General features: G+C 70.7%; 14 protein-coding genes. 7 read left to right on the top strand and 7 right to left on the bottom strand.

Going from position 1 to position 16,191, the window contains the following annotated elements:
• Nucleotides 1–7 precede the first annotated feature (7 nt).
• Together ACH34Q_RS22125 and ACH34Q_RS22120 are read right to left on the bottom strand one after the other, a co-directional pair.
• Nucleotides 8–1,219 carry a DUF6745 domain-containing protein gene (locus tag ACH34Q_RS22125; RefSeq protein WP_395984905.1) on the bottom strand — a complete coding sequence of 404 codons (1,212 nt, stop codon included), beginning with the start codon at nt 1,217–1,219 and terminating at the stop codon, nt 8–10.
• 2 nt (nt 1,220–1,221) lie between these two features.
• Nucleotides 1,222–1,782 carry a hypothetical protein gene (locus tag ACH34Q_RS22120; protein ID WP_395984904.1) on the bottom strand — a complete coding sequence of 187 codons (561 nt, stop codon included), beginning with the start codon at nt 1,780–1,782 and terminating at the stop codon, nt 1,222–1,224.
• A 221-nt stretch (nt 1,783–2,003) separates the two neighbouring features.
• On the opposite strand from ACH34Q_RS22120, the gene ACH34Q_RS22115 reads away from it, so the two are divergent.
• Nucleotides 2,004–5,261, top strand: a complete 3,258-nt coding sequence (locus ACH34Q_RS22115; protein ID WP_395984903.1) for a DUF4132 domain-containing protein — start codon at nt 2,004–2,006, stop codon at nt 5,259–5,261.
• 65 nt (nt 5,262–5,326) lie between these two features.
• Here the strand turns inward: ACH34Q_RS22115 and ACH34Q_RS22110 are convergent, their stop codons facing one another.
• A complete protein-coding gene (locus ACH34Q_RS22110; RefSeq protein WP_395984902.1) occupies nt 5,327–7,099 on the bottom strand; it encodes a DUF6745 domain-containing protein in 1,773 nt (590 codons plus the stop codon).
• 206 nt (nt 7,100–7,305) lie between these two features.
• Between ACH34Q_RS22110 and ACH34Q_RS22105 the strand changes: the two genes are divergently transcribed.
• Nucleotides 7,306–8,454: a hypothetical protein gene (locus tag ACH34Q_RS22105; RefSeq protein WP_395984901.1), complete on the top strand. Its 1,149-nt coding sequence runs from the start codon at nt 7,306–7,308 to the stop codon at nt 8,452–8,454.
• 89 nt (nt 8,455–8,543) lie between these two features.
• Here the strand turns inward: ACH34Q_RS22105 and ACH34Q_RS22100 are convergent, their stop codons facing one another.
• Nucleotides 8,544–9,482 (bottom strand): helix-turn-helix transcriptional regulator, encoded by a 939-nt coding sequence (locus tag ACH34Q_RS22100; RefSeq protein WP_395984900.1) that lies wholly within the window; start codon nt 9,480–9,482, stop codon nt 8,544–8,546.
• Nucleotides 9,483–9,650: 168 nt separating this feature from the next.
• On the opposite strand from ACH34Q_RS22100, the gene ACH34Q_RS22095 reads away from it, so the two are divergent.
• The 3 genes from ACH34Q_RS22095 to ACH34Q_RS22085 all read left to right on the top strand — a co-directional run bounded on the left by ACH34Q_RS22095 (nt 9,651) and on the right by ACH34Q_RS22085 (nt 13,051).
• A complete protein-coding gene (locus ACH34Q_RS22095; protein WP_395984899.1) occupies nt 9,651–10,691 on the top strand; it encodes an NAD(P)-dependent alcohol dehydrogenase in 1,041 nt (346 codons plus the stop codon).
• A 370-nt stretch (nt 10,692–11,061) separates the two neighbouring features.
• Nucleotides 11,062–11,724 carry a DUF4097 family beta strand repeat-containing protein gene (locus tag ACH34Q_RS22090; protein WP_395984898.1) on the top strand — a complete coding sequence of 221 codons (663 nt, stop codon included), beginning with the start codon at nt 11,062–11,064 and terminating at the stop codon, nt 11,722–11,724.
• A gap of 298 nt (nt 11,725–12,022) precedes the next feature.
• A complete protein-coding gene (locus ACH34Q_RS22085; RefSeq protein WP_395984897.1) occupies nt 12,023–13,051 on the top strand; it encodes a saccharopine dehydrogenase family protein in 1,029 nt (342 codons plus the stop codon).
• A gap of 164 nt (nt 13,052–13,215) precedes the next feature.
• Here ACH34Q_RS22085 and ACH34Q_RS22080 read toward each other — a convergent pair whose 3' ends face one another.
• The gene (locus ACH34Q_RS22080) at nt 13,216–13,476 is read right to left on the bottom strand and encodes a DUF397 domain-containing protein (RefSeq protein ID WP_395984984.1); all 261 of its coding nucleotides are present in this window, start codon (nt 13,474–13,476) and stop codon (nt 13,216–13,218) included.
• The gene (locus tag ACH34Q_RS22075; protein ID WP_395984896.1) at nt 13,448–14,302 is read right to left on the bottom strand and encodes a Scr1 family TA system antitoxin-like transcriptional regulator; all 855 of its coding nucleotides are present in this window, start codon (nt 14,300–14,302) and stop codon (nt 13,448–13,450) included. Before ACH34Q_RS22075 ends, ACH34Q_RS22080 begins: the two co-directional genes overlap by 29 nt.
• A gap of 148 nt (nt 14,303–14,450) precedes the next feature.
• Between ACH34Q_RS22075 and ACH34Q_RS22070 the strand changes: the two genes are divergently transcribed.
• Both ACH34Q_RS22070 and ACH34Q_RS22065 read left to right on the top strand, forming a co-directional pair.
• Complete coding sequence (locus ACH34Q_RS22070) at nt 14,451–14,690, top strand: hypothetical protein (protein ID WP_395984895.1); 240 nt, start codon at nt 14,451–14,453, stop codon at nt 14,688–14,690.
• Nucleotides 14,691–14,797: 107 nt separating this feature from the next.
• Nucleotides 14,798–15,088, top strand: coding sequence for a hypothetical protein (locus ACH34Q_RS22065; protein WP_395984894.1), 291 nt, complete (start codon nt 14,798–14,800; stop codon nt 15,086–15,088).
• Between the two features lie 174 nt (nt 15,089–15,262).
• On the opposite strand, the gene ACH34Q_RS22060 is transcribed toward ACH34Q_RS22065, so the two are convergent.
• Entirely contained in the window at nt 15,263–16,153 is an 891-nt protein-coding gene (locus ACH34Q_RS22060) for a LysR substrate-binding domain-containing protein (RefSeq protein ID WP_395984893.1), read from the bottom strand.
• Nucleotides 16,154–16,191: the final 38 nt, after the last annotated feature.

Here is a 16,191-nt window from a genome sequence, read left to right as displayed (position 1 = left end):
GGCCGGCTCAGGTCCGCCGGACGGTCTCGCGGTACTGCCGGGAAGTGAGACCGATCTGCCAGGCGGCGGCCTGCACCGGGTCCCGGATCCAGCCGGGCACCAGCTCACCGAACTCCCGCCGGGTACCGTCCCGTTCCACCGTCCCGTTGATCATCAGCAGCAGGTGCAGGTGGTCGTCGTACAGCTCCTCGACACACCAGAGGCTGAGGACCTGTCCGGGGTTGCCCGGGTCCGGTGCCTCCTGACCGACCCGGGGCCATCCTGCCTCGCCGACCAGCCGATGCCAGCCGGCCCGCCCGGCCAGCATCTCCACGGCGCAGCGGCGCTGCTCGGAGTTGCGCAGCGACACCGCGCGGCGGATCGGAACGTCGTCCTCGAAGATCTGCCGCGGCATCGTGACGCCGTGCCACGCCCACAGGCACCAGCCGTCGGGATACCGCACCGCCGGTCCGCTCGGATGGTGGAGCCGGCCTTCGGCGTCATGGTGCAGCTCGGTGGGGCGTTCGGTGAGGATCACGCTGTCGCGCATCGGCCACCACTCCCCGGCCGCCCGTCCCACCTGGAGCAGACCGCGGCCGTGGCGGTCCGGCTCCAGAACACCGCAGCGTGCGAGGAGATCGAGCCGGGCGAGCTGCCCCAGCATCCGCGGACGGAACGCGCCCAGCCGGGGCAGCGCCGCCACTTCTGGAAGCTGCTGCGCGTCCTGCAGGGTCGCGGCCGCCTGGTCGACGGCCGCGCCGAGCGCCCCGCCGAGCCCTGTCTCGACCGCAGCGGTCACGTCGCGGCCGAGCCGGCCCAGCAACCCGCCCCACCCCGGGTCCCGCTTCAGGTGGTCGAGGCCGGGCGGCAGCGGATCCAGCATGATCAGGTCGGTCTCCGGCGGGTCCTGCGGAACCTGGTCGACGATGGCCGCACCCGTCTGTTCCGGCAGTGACCGCCACGCCCGCCTGGAGACCAGTGGAAGCCGGCCCGCGCGGATGTCGGCGCCGATGCCGCCCGCCATCGGCGAGCCCAGCCAGATCACGTGCTCCGGTGGCTCCCGGCCGGCACCGAGGTAGACGTCGTGGACGCCCGCCTCGGCCGCCGCCCGGTCCGCCGGACCCACCGCCAGCCCGTGCCCCACCCACTCCGCCGACACCGACCGCAGCAGTGCCTGCTGCTCAGGGGTCGGCGCCGGTAGTGGCCGGCCATGGCCGTGCGCGGGGCGCAGATCCGCCATCGTCAGTCCGCGACGAAGCGGACGGTCGCGCTCCATGCCTGGTCACGTTCCGCCTGGTCACGTGCCGCTTGCGCGCGTACCGCCTGAGCCGCCCGCGCCTGTGCCGCCTGCTTGCGGGCCCGCTTGCGGGCCTGATCGCGCTTGCGGCGCGTCTCAGGGTCCAGGACGCGCGGCGCCAGCTCGCGCTTGCGGCGCAGGACGTACAGGCCGGGGGCGATTCCGGTGTTGCCGTGCTCGGGGTGGTCCAGCCACGCCGTCGCGCCGTCGCCGACCTCCAGCGTCCCCAGGGTGATGTGGTCCGCCGCGCCGTCGCGGGCGTCGTACCGGACGTCACCGGAGCCGAGCAGCAGGTGCGTGTGGCCGCCCGCCTCCCCACGGACCACCGCGACGCCGGCCGCCGGGACCGGAGCCATCGGGGGACGGCCGTCCTCCACCGCCATCGCGGCGGGGATCACGGACAGGTCGCCCTGGTGCTGCAATCCGGCGATCGTCGGGATGTCGAGTTCGGCGGCCAGATGAGCCAGGTCGGCGCCTTCTGACTGCACGCTGCTAAGGAGTTTCACCACGGCCTCCCGCGAAGTGTCTTCCATAAAAGCTAGCGCCGCCCGTCCGCATGGGAAACGCATTTATTTGGGGAGGGCTCCAGCGTCGTACGCCTGACCTAGGGTGATGGTCCATGGGAGATCAACTTCATTCATCGGATGAGAACAGCCTCGTCATTCCTGCCTCGTGGGCCCGCCCGCTGTACCCGCGGCGGGATGGGCGGCCAGGCCTTGGAGTCAAGGTGGACCGCTCCGCCGGTGCGGCGATGCGCGAGCGATTCGGTGAGTTGGAGGCGTCGGAACCGCTGGCAGAGCGCGACGATGTCGATACGGAAATGGCGGAGGCGGCGCGCGATTTCCTGGCCGGTGGCGCGAATGCCCGTGGGGCGGCCGTGGTCGCGGCGTTGCTGGCCCAGAAGACGAGCAACTGGGACCTGGAGAAGTTCGCGGTGCCGTTGACGGACTCCTGGGTGGCCGAGCACGGGGTGCCTTTCGCCGCCTGCGTGTTCGCCGAACTCAGCCAGTTCGTCTGGGACGACGATGGCATCGGGATCATGGACGAGCACGGCTCGAGCCGGGGGCACACGTCGACCACCAGGTCGAAGCTGATGACGGCCGCGACGCGGCTGCGAGCCCTCCTGGCCGCCGGCACCGACGAGGACTACCAGGAGGCCGTCGACCGCTTGGCGGGGTGCCGCCGTACCGCGGCGCAGCGGGTGGTGGTCTCCTTCCTGGTGCCCACCCGGCACGACTGGGTGCGGGAGTGCTGCGCCGCACCACCGCCGCCCGGGCACCAGCCGCACTTCTGGTGGATGCTGTACTGCTCGCTGGGCTCGGCGGAGCACGTCGACCTGATCACCGGGACGACCCCCAGCGGCTACAGGATTCTGTTCTGGGCGTGGACCCGGCCGATCATGCTCACGATGGTGGACGGGGCGGGAGCGGCCATCGCGCCGTTGCTCATCCAGGCGTTCGACGTCAGCCGCGAGACCGTCATCACCAAGACGGTCCCGGAGATCCTGGCGGTCCTGCCGACTGACGAGGCGTTCCAGGCCCTGGTCGACCGCGCCGACCGGAAGGGTGTGCTGCCCGCGCTGCGGACGGCGACGAAGCGTTTTCCCGTGCGGGCGTTGCGCCTGCTGGCACCGGTGGCGGCCGGTACGCCGAAGTTCGCCGAGTTGCTGGCCGAGCATGTCCGGATCCATCGTGACCTGGTGCTGGAGGTGCTGCCGGGCCTGCCGGCCGAAGTCGCCGAGGTGGTCGGTCCCCTGGTCGCCGACGGCGGCATGCTGCCGGACGCTCCGGCGGACGTCCTGCCGCGGCTGCTGGTCGACCCGCCGTGGCTGCGTACCGCCAAGCCGCCCAAGCCAGCGGTCGTCGCGGGGCTCACGCCACCCGGAGAGTCCGCGATGAAGTGGGCGCCGGGCGAGCGGGAGCGATGGGCGCAGACCCATATGCGTTTTCTCCGGCTGAAGTGGGAGGACCCGGACGGGCCGATCGACTGGGACGAGGAGATCGAGCCCTTCCTCCCCGGGGGTTTTCGGTCCGTCTCCCGCCAGCCGGAGATCCTCATCCACGGTCCTGAGGACAAGGTCCGCCCACTGCTGGCCGACTGGCGGCCACTGGAGACCGCCTACAGGCCGGACCTGGCGTACATCCAGAGGGAGGCCATGCCGGTCGTGGCGCGGTTCGGGCTCGATGCGCTCCCCGGCGTGCTGTCCCGCGTGGAGGACGCGCCGGTGTACTTCGCCGTTCTGCTGCTGCCGTTCCTGGACGCCCAGGCCGCGCGGTTGGTGGCCGGGTCGCTGGCCCGGCGGAAGACCCGCAAGGCCGCCCTCGACTGGTTGGAGCGGCATGGCCTGGCCGCGGTCCCGATGCTGGTCCCGGCCGCGGTGGGCAAACCCGGCGTCCAGCGGCGGGAGGCCGAGAGCGCGCTGCGCCTGCTCGCCGACGGCCACGGGGACGAGAAGGTCGTCCAGGCCGCGGCGCGCTCGTACGGGAGTGAGGCCGCCGGCGCCGTCGAGGCGATGCTGGCGGCGGATCCGCTGGAGCTCGTGCCCAAGCGCGTGCCGGATGTGGGTGAGTGGGCCGATGTGCGTGCGCTGCCGCAGGTCCGGCTGCGCGGCCGGGACGACGCGCTCCCTGCCGAGGCGGCCCGGCATCTGCTGACGATGCTGGCGATGTCCAAGATCGACCAGGTCTACCCGGGTGTCGAGGTGGTCAAGGAGGTGTGCGACCGCGAGTCGCTGGCCGCGTTCGGGTGGGAGGTGTTCCAGCAGTGGCGGCAGCACGGGGCACCGTCCAAGGACGGCTGGGCACTGGCGCAATTGGGCTCGCTCGGCGATGACGAAACGGTCCGCAGGCTGACCCCGCTCATCCGCGCCTGGCCGGGCGACGGCGGCCACGCCAAAGCGGTCACCGGCCTGGACATCCTGGCCCGGATCGGCACCGACGTGGCCCTGATGCACCTGTACGGCATCGCCCAGAAGGTGAAGTTCACCGGCCTCAAGACCCGCGCCCAAGCCAAGATCCAGGACGTCGCCGACAGCCTGGACCTGACATCCGAGCAGCTGGGCGACCGGCTCGTTCCCGACTTCGGCCTGGACGCCGCCGGCGGGCTGGTCCTGGACTACGGGCCGCGCCGTTTCCTGATCGGCTTCGACGAGGCGCTCAAACCCTTCGTCGCCGACGAGGACGGCGCCCGCCGCAAGGCGCTGCCCAAGCCCGGTGCCAAGGACGACCCGGAGCTGGCGCCCGCCGCGTACAAGCGCTTCTCGGCACTGAAGAAGGACGTCCGAACGGTGGCCGCCGACCAGATCCGGCGCATGGAGGCCGCGATGATCGGCCAGCGCCGCTGGAGCGTCGGCGACTTCCGGCGCCTGTTCGTCGCCCATCCGCTGATCGGGCACATCGCCCGGCGGCTGGTGTGGATCGCCGAAGACGGCGGCAAGACAACCGCGTTCCGCGTCGCCGAGGACCGCACCTTCGCCGACGCCGCCGACGATGTCCTGACCGTGCCGGAATCGGCGGTCATCGGCATCCCCCACCCGGTGCGACTGGGCGACACCCTGGACACATGGACGACGGTGTTCGCCGACTACCTGATCCTGCAGCCGTTCCCGCAACTCGGCCGCACCGTACACACCCTGACCGACACCGAACGCGCCGGCCACCGCCTGGACCGGTTCCAGGGCGCCGGCGCGTCGGGCCAGGCCATCCTCGGGCTGGAACGCTTCGGCTGGCAGCGCACGGCCCCCATGGACGCCGGACTCCAGCACGCCCTCTACCGAGAAGTCCCCGGCGGCATGTACATCAACATCAGCCTGGACCCACCGGTCAGCATCGGCGACCTCGAAGGCGCAGAGCTGAAAGAGATCTGGCTCGAGAATGACTCCGCGAGCAACTACGCTCCCGAGCCGTACCGGCCAAGGCCCTTCGGTGACCTCGACCCTGTCACCGCCTCGGAGGTGATCAGCGAACTCACCGACGCGACGCGCTGACCCGCGCCGCCAGGAGTACGCTGCCGCCGCCGGCCCGGCACCTGTCGTTCAGCGGAACCGGTCGTTCAGCGGAACCAGGTGCCGCGGCGGTACTCGTACCCGTTGCCCTCCACGGTCATGATCAGGGTGAGGGCGGCCGCCATGGTCTCGGCGGCGCGGTGGCGGGCCCGGTACGCCTCCGGCTCCAGCGGGGTCAGCCCGAGCGCCCCGGCCGCCTCCTCGTCGGCCTCCTCGGGGTCGCCGTCGTCGGGATGGGCGCTCACCATCAGTTCCAGGGCCTCGGTCAGGTCGCGGCCCAGCACCTGCGCGCCGCCCTCGGAATCGGCGTACAGCAACGGCCGGCGCGGGCCGTCACCGCACAGGAAGTAGGTGCCGCCGGTGCCGTGGCCGCCGATGGCCTCCAGCCGGGAACCGCTGATCAGGTGGACGTCCTCGACGTGCCCGCCGGGACCGAGTTCGAAGTCCAGGCCCGCCACGTCGCCGGTCAGGTCGGGGCTCTCCCGGATCCGGCGCAGCAGGGCCGGTTCGGGTGCGGGTTCCGGGCCGTCGCCGCCGAGCCATGCCGCGGCGGCGACCGGGTCGTCGGCGTCGGTGGGCACCAGCAGGCCGGTCCCGTCGGCGGTGCCGCCGGTGCGTACCACCACCCGGGCCGGACGGCCGAACACCGCTTCGGGTACGTCGTACAGCGTCAGCGTCGTGCCCGGATCGTGCGGGTCGGCGGCGGGGCCCGTCACCGGGGGCAGAGCGGCTTCTGCGGCGAAGCGGCTCCAGCCCAGCCGCTCGACGGCGCAGCGTCGCAGATCGGGCACCACGTATTTGGCGGGCAGCCGCCCGGTGAACGAGCCGGGGCCGAGCTGCCGGGCGGCCCGTCCCTGGAGCTCGTCGTCGGAGGCTTCGGCGATATCGGAGGCGCTCCACCCAGGGGCGATGAGGTCGGGCGGCACCATGTGGCCATGCCAGAAGTAGTGCGTGAGGCCGTCGGCGAACCGGATCGCCGGGCCGTCGGCGCGGTGCGGTACCCCGCGGGAGTCGGTGTGCAGTTCGGGCGGGGGCGGGGTGAGGAGCGCGACGCCGTCGAGCGCCCACCACCAGCCGATGGCAGCAGCGATCCGCATAAAGGCGTCGACCGGTTCGGAGACGGTGGCTCCGACCGTGGCCAGGAAGGCGGCTGACACGAGCGGCACGGGGTTGGAGGGCGCGCGCGCCGCCTGCCAGATCTCCTGCCACTGCTCGTCGGTAGAACGCGGACCGGCGCCGTGGTCCTGGAGCGCGTCGCGTACCGCGTCACGTGATCCGGCGGGGACCAGCGGCGGCAGTCGCTCGGCGAGCCGCTTGGTGACATCGGCGTGTACGCGGGCGAGGTACGCCGCATCGCCGGACGCGATCGTCTGCAACCGCCACTGCTCGACCAGAGCGGAGGGCATGGCCCAGGTGGGCTGGGCGACCTGCCGGGCGATCTCGTCCTGGAGCCGGGACCACGGTTCCCAGCCAATGTGCCTGGCGGCCTCTTCGGCCAGGCCGTACGCGTCCGGTTCGCTCGTGGCCGGCAGTCCCTGCGGGGCCGTGCCCGCCTCGGCCCATACCGTACGAGCCTGCGGATGCTCGGCGAGGCGCGGATGCCCGTGGCCGTGCATGAGCGTCCACGCCGCCACGGCCCCCGCGACGGGCGAGTCCAGCCAGACGAAGGCCTTGGGCGGTTCAAGACCGGCGGCCCGGTACAGCTCGGTCACACCGCGCTCGGCCTCGGCCCGGTCGGCGCCGGCGGCGCGGGCCGCCCATCGCGCGCTCGACTCGTCCACCGAACGCCGGTGCTCGTCGCTGGGCCGGCCTGCTGTCACGGCTGCTCCCTCACATCGTGGAAGTCATGATCTTTCCTCAGATGCTCGGGAGCTTCCGAATGGTTCCCTAAGCCGGCGAGGGTCGTCCAGGAACCGATCACCGACCGATGGCGCCTAAGCAGTCGCCCAGCGGGACGAGCCCCCCGTGGACCCAGTGCCCCCGTGAACCAGGTGCCCCCGTGAACCCAGTGCCCCAAGGAGACCGCATGGTGGTCCCAGTCGTCGTGGTCGGCGCCCCCCGCAACCAGATCATCGAGTTCGGCGGGCTGCCGGTACTGGACGCGATCCCCTCACTCAGCAGCTGGAACCTGCGCGAGAGCGCCGCGGGCGAGTTGGAGCGCCTGGACGAGGCGCTTCGGCCCGGCCTGGTGCCCGATGGACGGCGCGACGCCGAGCGCCTGGCCGCGGCGGTCGCCGATCCGGGTTCGGTGGCCTGGTGGCTCCCGCCGATCTCCTGGGTGGACGGCGACTTCCACTACACCCGCGAGCACCTGCGGGACCTCGCACGGCTGACGTGCAGTGAGGCGATCACCGCGCTGGTGATCGGCGGCACCTTCGACCACCTCCAGGTCGAGACCGACGCCGAGGACGAGATCGGGGAGCCGATCACCCCGCCTCGCCCGCAGGTCTTCCTCGAACCGCGCGACGCCCCGCCCCGGCTCGCCGACGAGGGCGTCCTGCCCGCGACCGTCGAGGCGCTGGCGCAGCGGGCCGCGGACTTCCCGAACCTGCGCGCACTGTTCGCCGGGGAAATCGACAACGGCCAGTGGATCCATGGCGACAAGGTCGAGGTGGCGGCCGTCCTCCAGGCGTTCCCTCGATTGGAGGAACTCGCCATGTCCGCCTTCTGGATGCTGCAGTTCCGCGTTCCCGGCCACGCCCGGCTGCGCCGCTTGAGTCTGCACGGCGTGATGGACCCGGAAGAGATCCTGGGCATCGCCCTGTGCCGGCTGCCCGCCCTGGAGCACCTGGAGCTGTGGTGGCAGGAGGACGCCGGCGGCGTACAGGACCCTGACGAGCGGACGGCCTTCGACGCGCTTTTCGGCAGCGACACGATGCCGAACCTGCTCCACCTCAGACTGGGCCAGTTCACCTTCATCAACGACATGGTGGAGCAACTGGCAAGTTCGCAGCTGCTGTCCCGGCTGCACAGCCTCGACCTGTCCCACAGCCTCCTGACGGACAAGGGAGCACGCGTGCTGCTGGAGGCCCCCGGCTTCCGGGGCCTCCAACGGCTGGAACTTCGTCGCAGCCGCATGTCCGAGGAAATGGCCGGACACCTCGACCGGGCCTTCACCGCAGCGGGCGTGGACATCGACACCCGCCACGGCAGGCCGATGCCTCGCAGGCGGTGATCGATCGCCGGTGCGCGCAGAAGCAGTTCGCCTAGGGCAGCCCAGTAATCGGCACCTACACGCCCAGAGACGGTCGAGGGCGCCCTGCTCTAGGAAGGGTCGCCTGGCCGGTCGGTCGTCCTGGGTGGGGCGGAGGGTTTCTCATGCTGCCGGGACCGGTGGTGGTCACTGCGGTCTGGCGGGGTGTCGAGCGTGGTGGCCCAGCTGGCGAGCAGGCGGAGCTTGTCTTCCACATCGCTGCCGGGTTCGGCGCTGTAGGCGACCAGGGTGAGACCGTCGGCGGACAGGTCCAGGGATTCGTAGGTGAGGTGCAGATCACCGACCACGGGGTGGCGGAAGGGCTTGGCGCCGATGTGGTGCTGGCGGACGTCGTGGCGGGCCCAGCGGGTACGGAAGTCGTCGCTGCGGGTGGACAGTTCACCGACCAGGCCGGTGAGGCCCTTGTCGTACGGGTCGCGGCCGGCCTGGGCCTGCAGGAGGGCCACGGTGTCGTCGGCGGCGCGTTCCCAGTCGGCCCAGAACGCCTGGGACCGGGGATCGAGGAAGATGAACCGGGCGTGGTTGGGGGTGGCGCCGCGGGCCGCGTCGATCATGGGGGCGTACAGGGCGCGGCCCAGAAGGTTGAAGGCCAGGATGTCCCCCTGGCCGTTCATGACGATCGCCGGGGCATCGGTCATGGAGTCCAGCATCCGCTGCACCGTGGGCCGTACCTGCTGCGGAGCCGAACGGCGTTTGCGGCGCGGGCCGGGGCCTGCGGCGCGGGCCAGGTCTTCCAGGTGGGTGCGTTCCTCGTCGTCGAGGCGCAGGGCGCGGGCCAGGGCGTCCAGAACCTGGTCGGAGACCCCGGCCAGGTCGCCGCGTTCCAGGCGGGAGTAGTACTCCACGCTGACCCCGGCGAGCTGGGCGACCTCGGCGCGGCGCAGGCCGGGCACCCGGCGCGTGCCGTACGAGACCAGCCCGGCCTGCTGCGGGCCGATCCTGGCCCGGCGGGAGGTCAGGAACTCGCGGATCTGGCTGCGGTTGTCCACCCTTCCCAGGCTAGGCGGCCCCGCGACCGGCAGGGGTGCCCTGCCGGTACACCCTTCAGCAGTGCCTTCTTCCCACTGCGGCAGGCGCCTTTGATGGACGACGGCCGCCCTATCCCGCAGGTCCTTGGGATGCGGGGCGGACCGACCCCGATCTAAGGAGCGATCTTCATGCGCGTCCGCGCCTATGCCGCAGCCGCCGCCGGCGAGCCGCTGGAGCCCACGACCATCGAACGGCGTGACGTCGGTCTCAACGACGTGCTCATCGAGATCGAGTACGCCGGTATCTGCCACTCCGACCTTCACACCGTCAACGGTGACTGGGGTCCCCAGCCCTATCCGCTGGTCCCCGGCCACGAGATCGTCGGCATCGTCGCCGAGGTCGGCACTGCCGTCACCCGGCACCGGATGGGGGACCGCGTCGGAGTCGGCTGCATGGTCGGCTCCTGCGGCGAGTGCGCCAACTGCCGCAACGGCGATGAGCAGTACTGCTTCAGCGGGATGGTGCCCACCTACGGCGGCACCGACCGGGACGGCACCATCACCCAGGGCGGTTACTCCACGCACGTCGTCGTCGACGCCGGCTTCGTCCTGTCGGTGCCCGAGGGCATCGAGCCGGCGGCCGCGGCGCCGCTGCTGTGCGCCGGCATCACCACCTACGCGCCGCTGCGCCGCTGGGGCGCCGGCCCGGGTAGGAAGGTCGCCGTGGTCGGCCTCGGCGGGCTCGGGCACATGGCCGTCAAGATCGCCCACGCCATGGGGGCCGAGGTCACCGTCCTCTCGCAGTCGTTGAAGAAGCGGGAGGACGGCCTGCGGCTCGGGGCCGACCACTACCACGCCACCAGCGACCCCGGCACGTTCGAGCGGCTCGCGGGCCGCTTCGATCTGATCGTCAACACCGTCAGCGCTCCCATCGACCTCGACGCCCACCTCGGCCTGCTCGCGCTCGACGGCGCCCTGGTCAACGTCGGCGCCCCCGCCGAGCCGCTGAGCCTGAACGTGTTCTCCCTCCTCACCTCCCGGCGCTCCTACGCCGGGTCGATGATCGGCGGCATCGCCGAGACGCAGGAGATGCTGGACTTCTGCGCCGAGCACCGCATCGGCGCCGACATCGAGCTGATCCCGGCGGACCGGATCAACCAGGCCTACGCGCGCGTGCTGGGCTCCGACGTCCGCTACCGGTTCGTCATCGACGCCGCCACCCTCGGCTGACGCACGGCAAAGCCGCGGGCAGACCGGGCAAGGCCCGGGAAGCAGATGCCACGGCTGATCGCCGGTCGCGTTCGCGGGCAAGGCCGCCTTCGCGACCGGCGCGGCCGGCGGTGGCGGCCGCGCCCTGGTGGTCGACGCGGCCAGATCACCTGGAGCAGCACCGCCTCCCATAGCGTTCACTCTCATTTCATTGCAACGGACAGAGTGGCGATCGTTGCATTAAAGCCGACAACATTGCAACAATTTTACGGCCTCTACCTGCATAGATCGTGATTTGACGCAACGAGCTTGTTGCCGAATTCTCGAAAGCAACGTAGCTTTTGCGTTGTACGAAACAACGAGTCGCAAGCAACGAGTCAGGGAGCACCCCATGGAGAAGTTCGCCACCGCCGCCCCGGTCACCGCCGTCGTGGAGATCCCCGCCGGGCGGGTCCGGTTCATCGCCGCCGACCGCGCCGACACCACGGTGGAGGTGCTGCCCGCCACCCCCTCCAAGGGCCGCGACGTCAAGGCCGCCGAGCAGACCACGGTCGAGTACGCCGACGGTGTCCTGCGGATCCAGGCCCCCCACAACCAGCAGGTCCTCCGGAACTCCGGCTCCATCGAGGTCACCGTCCAGCTGCCCACCGGCTCCCGCGTCGAGACCAAGGCCGCCAGCGCCGAATTCCGGGGCGTCGGACGGCTCGGCGACATCACCCTGGACACCGCGCACGGCGACATCAAGATCGACGAGGCCGCCGCCGCCCACCTCAGCACCCAGGCCGCCGACGTCGAGATCGGCCGCCTGACCGGGCCCGCCGAGATCAGCACCGCCAAGGGCGACATCCGTATCACCGAGGCCGTACGCGGCACGGTCGTGCTGAGCACCCAGGCCGGCGACATCACGGTCGGCGCCGCCGCCGGAGTCTCGGCCTCCCTGGACGCCGGGACCGGCTACGGCCGCATCACCAACGCCCTCAAGAACGACGGCACCGCCGGACTGGACATCCGCGCCACCACCTCTTACGGCGACGTCACCGCCCGCAGCCTCTGATTCGTCCTCCCCAAGAAGCGCCGCCATGACCCGCCGAACGGGCTGCGCGGGTCCTACGGCGACAGGACCGTGCTCGACGGCGGCGGGCGCCCGCGAGCAGACCTGCGAACCGCGCCCGGCCCACCGCCGCGCCGGCCGCGGCCTCCAGGCGGCGGGTCGGTCCTGAGGCGCTGCGGTTCATGGTCATCGAGCGGGCCGGGAACGCCGTAGAGTTCGACGCGTTCAGCGAGCGTCAGTGCTGCCGCCTGGACGGCCACGCCTGCGAGCGGGCCGGGATCGGCTGAGCACAATGGGGGAAATGATGGCATCAGGTCAGACGGTCGCGGTGTTCGGCGCGTACGGGCACACCGGACGCTTCGTGGTGGCGGAGCTGCAAGATCGCGGGTTCGTCCCGGTCCTCTCCGGCCGCGACGCCGGGAAGCTGGAAGCACTGGCGGTGTCCTTTCCAGGGCTCGACGTCCGGCCCGCGTCGGTCGACGATCCGGCGTCGCTCGACCGTGCGCTGGCGGGCACCGCGGCGGTGATCAACTGTGCCGGGCCGTTCGCCGCGACGGCCGCCCCGGTGATCGAGGCGGCGCTGCGCGCCGGCGTCCCGTACGTGGACGTGGCGGCCGAGATCGAGGCCAACGCCGACACGTTCGCGCACTTCGCCGAGCGCGCCGCCGGGACCGTGATCGTTCCCGCGATGGCCTTCTTCGGCGGCCTCGGCGACCTGCTGGCCACCGCCGCGATGGGCGACTGGACGGCCGCGGACGAGGTGCACATCGCGTACGCGCTGAGCAACTGGCACCCCACCACGGGGACGCGCGCCGCCGGCACGGTCTCCCGGGAACGGCGGGACGGCCGGCGGGTCCGCTTCACCGGCGGGAAGCTGGAGTACCACGAGGACGCCCTCCCGTCCCTGAAGTGGACGTTCCCCGAACCGATGGGCGTCCGGCCCGTCATCGGGGAGTTCAGCATGGCCGACGTCGTGACGATCCCCAGCCACCTCGCGGTCCCAGAGATGAACTCGTACATGACGGTCGAGGCGGTCGAGGACCTGTCGGCCCCCGACACACCGGCACCGGCGGCGGCCGACGAGCGCGGACGCTCCGACCAGACGTTCCTCGTCGATGTCGTCGTACGCTCCGGCGGCACGGAACGGCGCGCCACGGCGAGCGGCCAGGACATCTACGCCATCAGCGCGCCGCTCGCGGTGGAGGCGGTCCACCGCATCCTCACCGGCCAGACCAGAACGACCGGGGTCGCCTCCGCCGGAGAGATCTTCGACGCGGCCGATTTCCTCGGCGCACTGTCCGCACACCTCACGTTCGACCTGCACCGCTAACCGCCGCCGCGAGGCAGGCGCGCCCGATCCCTCGGGGGACGTTGACTCGTGGCGTGTTCGCCCCTACGGCCTTCCGCCAAGGCGAACACGCCACGAGTCAACCAAAGGGCCGAGGGCGGGCGGGGGCGGGGAGGATAGGGATGGGGCGGTCAGGTCAGGTCAGGTCAGGTCAGGTCGAGCTGACCGGCCTTCACCCGCCGGGCGAAGACGTTCCAGGCCGCCGAACCGAACACCAGCTTCGGCCCATCCGGATCCTTGGAGTCCCGCACTGCAACATCATGCGGACATCCGGCCAGCTCAATGCACTGCCCACCGGTGTCACCGCTGCGGCTGCTCTTACGCCACACACCGCCAAGCTCGACGCACTGTCCGCCTGAAGAGTCACTATGGGAACTCTTACGCCAGTGGATCGATAGGTCCAGCATGGTCACATGCCTCCATAACTTCGCGAATGAAGCACTCGGAGTCATCAGCCGTCAAGGCAGCCGATCTCACCTGATCGAACACTACGCCAAGCTCGACGACTGCTGCCGGTTCATCGACCAGGCTTCCATGCCCCATGGCTCCGTCGACGAAGCCGATGTCGTCGTCCCCCTCGAATCCCAGTAGACAGACGGCACTCGCCTGATAGACCGGCGCACGCTCAGGTATCACCTGGATCGTGACGTTCGGTTCGCGGGCTACATCCAACAAGCGTTGAAGCTGCCTCTTTTGGATCTCTGGGCTACCAACCACTCTGCGTACCGCAGCTTCGCTGAGCAAGACGAGCAACCAGGGCGGATCGTCTCTCACCAAGGTCGTCTGCCGTTCCATCCTGGCGGCAACCAGTTCCACTGCCTTCTCTCGCCGCTGGCCAGAGCCCATGACAACTGCCGCATACTCTTCTGTCTGGAGAATCCCAGGAACCAGTTGTGGCTCAAAGACCCTGATGTACGCCGCCCTGCGTTCGGCTTCGGCGAAGGGACGGAAACCGGCTGGCAGAATCTGAATCCGATCAATCTCCTGAATCCACAGCCAGTTTCTATAAAATGACCCGTTTGTCCCAAATACGGTATCGCAGTCCTGGGCGAGCTCCTCGGAGGGACTTCCGTCACCCGCCTCGACCTGGCCGATCCACTGTGGTGAGTAGCCGATCTTCTTCGCCAAGGCGGGGCGCGACAGTCCAACAGCCTCACGATAAGCGCGCAGTTCCTTGCCGAAGTACTGGGCGGGAGTCTGGGGAGTGCCGGGGTCGCGGGGGCGGCGAGGCATCGGTTCCTCCGGGGATAGAAAACTGATCCACTTTCTAACGACCAGAAGCGCATTCCAACGCTGGTTTTCTTGCTCTTCACGACGATAACTCGATCACGCCATGCTTGCGAGTCGTAACGGAGAGATACAACGTTGTGAGGCTCTTCACATGTCGAACACTCGCGTCAACACCGACCACCAGGCGCTCATCGAGCTACGGACGGACTTCCCCGGGCACCGGATCTTCCGGGCCAACCGCTGGGACGGACGGTACGGCAGCTGGGTCGCCACACTCCGCGATCCGGCGTGCGGCGTGGACCCCACCGTCATGGCCGACACCGCCGAAGACCTCCGCAAGGCACTGAAGGTCGAGGCCGGCCGGGCAACGGTTCCCGGCACGAGCCGATGACCAGTCGGCGAGGCCCGAGTTCTCGCCGCACCAAGGCCCGTCTCCGGTGGACATGGGGACGCAAACGCACGGAATCCCACGCCGACACCTCGCGGCCGCCTCAGCCAGTGGCGGTAGGTGCCCAACGCGCACGAGCGAACGGCCCCCGCCCTTACGGGCTGCCCGCACCGGCGATACTCCCTCCTCCGAGCAACGCCCCACGCGAATACCGGTCCGCGCCGTCACAGCCGCTGACCATCGCGGAACTGCGGCACCGTCTACCCGGCGTCCTCTGCTGGTGGGGAGTCTGGACGCACGAGTGGTGGGCGCTCGTCCAGACATCCGGCGACTACCGGCTCGTCAACGCGACCACCGTGGACGGCCTCGCGCGGGCGATCACCACCGCGCTCGCCGAATGACCGCCGCGCGGCCGGAGGTCCTCCCCCCGGGTCCTCCGGCCGCGCGGCCTTTCATCAGCGAGACCGCACAGCTCCGTTGACTCGTGGCGTGTTCGCCCCTTCCAGGGCGGTGGACAGGCGAACACGCCACGAGTCAACAGAGGTGGATCGTGGCGGTGAACGGTGGTGGGCGGGTCAGGCGTCCCGCACGATCCGCTGGACGACCGCGACGGCTCGGGCCAGGTGCGGTTCCGTACGGTCGGTCCGGTGGGCGATCGCGAGGTCGACGTCCACGACGGGCCGTACCAGCGGCCGGAAGGCGACGCCTTCGAGGGCCAGGACCATCACCGGTTCCGGGACGACGGCCACGCCGAGACCGCCCGCGACGAGGGTGATCAGCGTGGAGGTCTCGCCGACCTCGTGGCGGATCCGAGGCTCGACGGCGGCGTCGCGGAAGAGTCCGAGCACGACGTCGTACATCATCGAGCGGCGGTCGGCGGAATGCACGATGAGGTCGGCACCCGACAGGTCGGTGACCCCTACCTGCCGCAGGGCGGCCAGCGGGTGGTCGGCGGGAACGGCGACGACGAGCCGGTCCCTGCGCAGCGGCAGGACGGTGAGGGCGAGATCGGGGATCGGCGGCCGCAGCAGCGCCAGGTCGATCTCGCCGGTCCGCAGTGCCGCGGCCTGGTCGGGCACCAGCATCTCGCCGCGGAAGGAGAAGTCGACGCCGGGCAGCTCCAGCCGGAGGCCGCGGGAGAGCGCGGGCAGCAGGCTGTACGTCGCCGAGCCCACGCAGCCGATCGCGAGATGGCCCACCGCGCCGGCCGCGACCCGGCGGGCCTCGTGCGCCGCCTCGTCCACCTCGCCGAGGATCTTCCGGGCCCGCGCGAGGTAGGAGCGGCCCGCGTCGGTGAGGTCGACCCTGCGCGTGGTGCGGTGCAGCAGATCCACGCCCAGCTCGTTCTCCAGCCTGCGGATCGCCTGGGACAGCGGCGGCTGGGCCATGTTGAGCCGCTCGGCGGCGCGGCCGAAGTGGAGTTCCTCGGCGACGGCGACGAAGTACCGCAGGTGGCGCAGATCCATATCGAAAAGGTCTTAATGGGAGTGGATATTGATACTTC

It is taken from the genome of Actinomadura sp. 9N407 (assembly GCF_044326315.1).
Classification (GTDB): domain Bacteria; phylum Actinomycetota; class Actinomycetes; order Streptosporangiales; family Streptosporangiaceae; genus Spirillospora.
Note: the sequence above shows the minus strand (reverse complement) of the source record. Positions and strands in the feature narration are given on the sequence as shown.